Below are 5479 nucleotides of genomic sequence, written 5' to 3' on the forward strand. Positions count from 1 at the left end.
ATGCTATCGGGGGCAAAAAACTCCATGGATTTCGTGGTTACCCGAATGGCGGCAGGCGCTTCCTCTGCAGGGGCAATGGTTTTGGGTTTTTCTTTGGGATTTTGCTTACAGGAAGTGATACCCAGGAGCAGTACAAGCGCGATCACCCCGAAGAATCGGGCAGAAGGATAAGGTAAAGGCATCGGTAAGAGTGTTTGATTTCCACTAAGTTACCGAAAAAAAGGAATTCCCGAAACCGCAGTCGTACCAGGATCGGGGTATTAAGGGTTCAAAATTATTTTCGAAGAATACTCCGGGAGATCACGATTTTTTGGATTTCAGAAGTTCCTTCATAAATCTGGGTGATTTTGGCATCCCGCATCAGTCGCTCTACATGGTATTCCTTGACGTACCCGTTTCCTCCGTGAATCTGAACCGCTTCTACGGTCGTTTCCATGGCGACCTGTGAGGCGTACAACTTGGCCATGGCTCCGGATAAATCGTAGTCATTTCCCTGGTCTTTATCCACAGCGGATTTATAAACCATAAAACGCGCAGCCTGAATCTGGGTATGCATATCCGCCAGTTTAAAGGCAATGGCCTGGTGATTGGCAATCTCCGTTCCAAAAGCTTTGCGGACTTTAGAGTATTCCAGAGCCAGTTCATAGGCCCCGGCGGCAATGCCGAGGGCTTGTGCGGCAATTCCAATCCTACCTCCGGCCAGGGTTTTCATAGCGAATTTAAAACCGAATCCGTCCTTTCCTATACGGTTCTCCTTAGGAACTTTAACATCAGTAAACATAAGGGAATGGGTGTCGCTCCCGCGAATTCCCATTTTCTGCTCCTTCGGGCCGATTTCAAAGCCTTCCATACCTTTTTCGACGATCAGCGCATTGATTCCCTTATGCCCTTTTTCCACATCGGTTTGGGCGATTACCAAATACACTTCGGCAGACGAACCATTTGTGATCCAGTTTTTGGTTCCATTGAGCAAATAATGATCCCCTTTGTCGATGGCCGTCGTTTTCTGTGAGGTAGCATCGCTTCCCGCTTCGGGTTCTGAAAGACAAAATGCCCCGATAATTTCACCGGTAGCCAGGCGTTTGAGGTATTTTTCTTTCTGTGCTTCGGTCCCGAAAGTCTCTAAGCCCCAACAAACCAGGGAATTGTTGACCGAAACAACTACAGAAGAAGATGCGTCAACCTTAGAGAGTTCTTCCATGACAAGGACATAGGAAAGGGTGTCCATCCCACTACCTCCAAAGGCAGGGTCTACCATCATTCCCATAAATCCGAGTTCCCCCATCTGCTGAATCTGCTTTTTTGGAAACTCTTGTTTTTCGTCCCTTTCAATAACGCCGGGCAATAATTCGGTCTTGGCGAAATCCCTTGCGGCTTGTTGAATCATTCGATGCTCTTCGGTCAAAGTAAAATCCATAGGTAGTAATGCTTTTAAATGCGGGATGCAAATATACGGCCAGATTCTAAGTTTATCAATACATTGGGGGGATTCCTCTATAGCTGCAACACACCTTTGGAGAAGCGGTAAGAGAAGCCCGATGAAATGCTTTTAAAGCTCCCCATTATTTCTATATTTGTTTGACTTCGCATAGTCGTACATCCGGTATTTTCTGTCCATTTGGGCGCAATAGGGTTTGTATGCGGGGTATAAACTAATTAATTCGCCTCCGATTATGGTAATGAAAGAACTGCTTGAGCGCTTTGAAAACAAGGCTCCTGAAATTGTGTTTCACTGGAACGATCCGGAGACGGAGGCCGAAGGTTGGACGGTGATCAATTCCCTGAGGGGAGGTGCTGCCGGAGGGGGTACCCGTATGCGGGAAGGCCTGGATATGAATGAAGTTCTCTCCCTTGCCAAAACCATGGAGGTGAAGTTCACGGTTTCGGGCCCGCCGATTGGCGGCGCCAAATCCGGGATTAACTTCAACCCGGAGGACCCGAGGAAAAAGGGGGTGCTGGAACGCTGGTATGGGGCGGTTTCTCCCCTGCTGAAGAACTATTATGGGACGGGGGGAGACCTCAATGTGGATGAGATCCACGAAGTGATTCCCATTACTGAGGATGCGGGAGTATGGCATCCGCAGGAAGGCGTTTTTAACGGGCATTTCAAACCCAGTGAGGCGGACAAAATAAACCGGATCGGGCAGTTGCGCATGGGCGTTATCAAAGTCCTCGAAAGCGATGTATATTCCCCGGACCCCTCCCGGAAATATACCGTAGCCGACATGATCACCGGTTTTGGTGTGGCAGAGGCGGTCCGCCACTATTATGATATTGGGGGGAGCAGTGTTAAAGGCAAACGGGCTATTGTACAGGGATTCGGAAATGTCGGTGCAGCAGCTGCTTTTTACCTCTCCAAGATGGGGGCCCTGATTGTCGGTATAATCGACCGCCATGGCGGGGTGGTCAAAGAAGAAGGTTTTACTTTTGAAGAAATCCAGACTTTTTTCAGGAAGAAAAAGGGAAATGCCCTGATCACCGAGGAAATGATCCCCTTTGAAAAAATAAACGCAGAAATTTGGAATACCCCTGCTGAGATCTTTGCGCCCTGCGCTGCATCCCGCCTGATTACCCGCGAGCAGATAAACACCCTGATCGATACGGGTCTTGAGGTTATTTCATGCGGTGCAAATGTCCCCTTCGCCGATAAGGAAATTTTCTTCGGCCCCATCATGGAGTCCACGGACCAACGCGTTAGCCTGATCCCCGACTTTATTTCGAATTGTGGAATGGCCCGGGTTTTTGCTTATTTCATGGAGGGAAGGGTGACTATGGAAGATTCCGCCATATTTAATGATACTTCAGAAGTCATCCGAAACGCAATTTTGAATATATTTAAGGAAAATCCATCTAAACGCAACCTGAGCCGCACTGCCTTTGAAATTGCACTGAAGCAGCTCGTATAATATTAAACCACCTTTTTATGGAAACCATTGTAATTATCGTTTTCGTCGTAGGATACCTTGCGATTACCCTTGAACACAACCTTAAGATCGATAAACTCATCCCCGCCCTGGCGATGATGGCCATTCTTTGGGCGATCATAGCCCTGGCACATCTACCAGTTTTTGAGGTAAATACAGAGCTGAAGGAATTGGAGCCTTCCCACCTGGACGAAATGTTATTACACCACCTGGGGAAGACTGCGGAAATCCTCGTCTTCCTGCTCGGGGCGATGACCATTGTTGAAATTATCGATTATTTTAATGGTTTTGCCACCATCAAAGGCTACATCCGTACCCGTAGCAAGGTTAAACTCCTGTGGTTGTTTTCGATCCTGGCCTTTATACTGTCGGCGATTATCGACAACCTGACCGCTACTATCGTACTGATTACCATCCTGCAGAAAGTGATCAAAGACCGGGAGACGCGGTTGTGGTTTGCCGGGCTTATCATTATCAATGCCAATGCGGGAGGGGCCTGGTCTCCTATTGGGGACGTGACCACTACCATGTTGTGGATCGCCAATAAAGTGAGCGCTTCACAGCTGGTGATACATGTGTTGCTGCCCTCCATTATGTGTACGGTGGTTCCCACGCTCATTGCGAGCCGGTTTAAGGTCTTTCAGGGCGAGATAGATGTAGATCTTGAAGACAATACGGAGCGGACGTCTAAATTCGGTCCTACGATGCTCTACCTGGGGCTTGGGTCTATTGTTTTTGTGCCCTTCTTTAAGACCATTACCCACCTGCCTCCTTATGTGGGCATGATGTTGTCCCTGGCCATTGTAGCTACTTTTGCAGAAATATACAGTAACGCCAAATTCAGTATTTCTTCCCTGGATAAAGATACGACTGATGAAAGCGAAGCACATTCAAGCCACGGGCCGGTACATTCTTCCCTTTCAAAGATCGAACTGCCCAGCATACTCTTCTTTCTCGGGATCCTGCTGGCCGTAGCCGCCCTGGAATCCCTGGGGTATTTATTCCACTATGCAGAATCCATGAATCAGGCCATACCCAATACGGATTATGTTGTTATGTTACTCGGGATTGGTTCCGCAGTTATTGATAATGTGCCCCTGGTTGCGGCCAGTATGGGGATGTTCTCGCAACCCATGGACAGCCCGCTCTGGCATTTCATTGCTTATTCCGCAGGTACAGGGGGTAGTATGCTCATTATCGGTTCCGCCGCAGGGGTGGTAGCCATGGGAATGGAGAAGATCGATTTCTTCTGGTATTTTCGCAAAATTGCATGGCTGGCCCTGGCCGGATTTCTTGCCGGAGCACTCGTTTTTGTGCTTTTGAGAGATTTTGTTCTGCATGGATAATTAAATGACGGAAACACCGTTATTAACAGCAACATTAAGAACATCTATCTATGCTATTGTTTCAGGATGTTGTAGATGAAGCCCAGCTGGGTGAATTCGCATCTGAGGAGAAAACCCTTTCTGTAATCGATCTTATTTTCAACGGGGGTACGGGGAGTATCGTTATTATATCGGTCCTTTTCGTCATGCTGGCTGTGGCCATGTATATCTATTTTGAACGCCTTCTCGCTATTAAAGCGGCTTCCCAGATCGACAAGAATTTTATGAATCAGATTCGCGATCATATTACGGGCGGTAAAATAGAAGCGGCGAAAATCCTGTGCGCCCAAACAGACAGCCCGGTGGCCCGACTTGTCGAGAAGGGTATATCCCGGATTGGAAAACCACTGGATGATATTAACACGGCCATTGAAAATGCCGGAACCCTGGAGGTGTATAAACTCGAAAAGAATGTAACTGTGCTGGCTACGGTCGCCGGGGCAGCACCGATGATTGGATTCCTGGGAACTGTCATCGGGATGATATTGGCCTTCCACCAGATGGCTACCAGCGGGGGACAGGCGGAAATGGGAGCTTTGGCCTCGGGGATTTATACTGCTATGACTACCACTGTAGCAGGTCTTGTAGTTGGTATTATCGCCTATGTGGGTTACAACCACCTGGTTAACCGGACGGATAAGGTCATTCATAAAATGGAGGCCAACGCCACGGAATTCCTCGATTTACTGAGCGAACCGATTTAAGAACATCGTATGAAACTGAAAGGAAGGAATAAGGTTAGCCCTGAGTTCAGCATGTCCTCAATGACGGACATTGTCTTCCTGCTGCTTATATTTTTTATGCTTACGGCGAATACGCCCAATGCGCTCGATTTATTATTGCCCAAGGCAAGAGGTAAATCGACGAATACACAGAATGTTTCGGTCACCATTAACAAGGATCTGGAGTATTTTGTGAACAATGAGCAGATCAACAAGCAGTATATTGAAATTGAATTAAAGAAGGCACTGGAGGGTCAGGAGAAGCCGACCATTATATTACGGGCTGAGGAGAGTGTTGCCATCAAAGAAGCCGTCAATGTTATGGATATTGCGAACCGCAATAGCTATAAAGTGATCCTTGCTGTGCGTCCGAAGTGATGCCATTGTTAGATACGAGACACAAGAAAAAATCCTTCACACTTACGACCATTCTGTTAAGTGTACTTCT

The 5479-nt window shown here is 47.6% G+C and carries 6 protein-coding genes; 4 read left to right on the forward strand and 2 right to left on the reverse strand.

Annotation, left to right across the window (positions count from 1 at the left end):
• Both WBV75_RS00095 and WBV75_RS00100 read right to left on the reverse strand, forming a co-directional pair.
• On the reverse strand, nt 1-182 hold a 182-nt coding region (locus WBV75_RS00095), incomplete at its 3' end, for a hypothetical protein (protein ID WP_424118631.1).
• A 92-nt stretch (nt 183-274) separates the two neighbouring features.
• Nucleotides 275-1417, reverse strand: coding sequence for an acyl-CoA dehydrogenase family protein (locus WBV75_RS00100; protein WP_424118632.1), 1143 nt, complete (start codon nt 1415-1417; stop codon nt 275-277).
• 262 nt (nt 1418-1679) lie between these two features.
• On the opposite strand from WBV75_RS00100, the gene WBV75_RS00105 reads away from it, so the two are divergent.
• Genes WBV75_RS00105 through WBV75_RS00120 form a run of 4 tightly spaced genes read left to right on the forward strand, consistent with a single transcriptional unit; the run spans nt 1680 to nt 5409 of the window.
• A complete protein-coding gene (locus tag WBV75_RS00105; RefSeq protein ID WP_424118636.1) occupies nt 1680-2906 on the forward strand; it encodes a Glu/Leu/Phe/Val dehydrogenase dimerization domain-containing protein in 1227 nt (408 codons plus the stop codon).
• Nucleotides 2907-2923: 17 nt separating this feature from the next.
• A complete protein-coding gene (nhaD, locus tag WBV75_RS00110) occupies nt 2924-4270 on the forward strand; it encodes a sodium:proton antiporter NhaD (RefSeq protein ID WP_424118633.1) in 1347 nt (448 codons plus the stop codon).
• A gap of 50 nt (nt 4271-4320) precedes the next feature.
• Nucleotides 4321-5013, forward strand: a complete 693-nt coding sequence (locus tag WBV75_RS00115; RefSeq protein WP_424118634.1) for a MotA/TolQ/ExbB proton channel family protein — start codon at nt 4321-4323, stop codon at nt 5011-5013.
• 9 nt (nt 5014-5022) lie between these two features.
• Complete coding sequence (locus WBV75_RS00120) at nt 5023-5409, forward strand: ExbD/TolR family protein (RefSeq protein WP_424118635.1); 387 nt, start codon at nt 5023-5025, stop codon at nt 5407-5409.
• Nucleotides 5410-5479 lie beyond the last annotated feature (70 nt).

The organism is Robiginitalea sp. (genome assembly GCF_049588695.1).
GTDB lineage: Bacteria > Bacteroidota > Bacteroidia > Flavobacteriales > Flavobacteriaceae > Robiginitalea.

What these genes read in the sequence shown, in the direction of transcription:
- WBV75_RS00105 (WP_424118636.1), top strand. Translation starts at nt 1,680, where the DNA reads ATGAAAGAACTGCTTGAGCGCTTTGAAAACAAGGCTCCTGAAATTGTG.
- WBV75_RS00115 (WP_424118634.1), top strand. Translation starts at nt 4,321, where the DNA reads ATGCTATTGTTTCAGGATGTTGTAGATGAAGCCCAGCTGGGTGAATTC.
- WBV75_RS00100 (WP_424118632.1), bottom strand. Translation starts at nt 1,417, where the DNA reads ATGGATTTTACTTTGACCGAAGAGCATCGAATGATTCAACAAGCCGCA.
- WBV75_RS00120 (WP_424118635.1), top strand. Translation starts at nt 5,023, where the DNA reads ATGAAACTGAAAGGAAGGAATAAGGTTAGCCCTGAGTTCAGCATGTCC.
- nhaD (WP_424118633.1), top strand. Translation starts at nt 2,924, where the DNA reads ATGGAAACCATTGTAATTATCGTTTTCGTCGTAGGATACCTTGCGATT.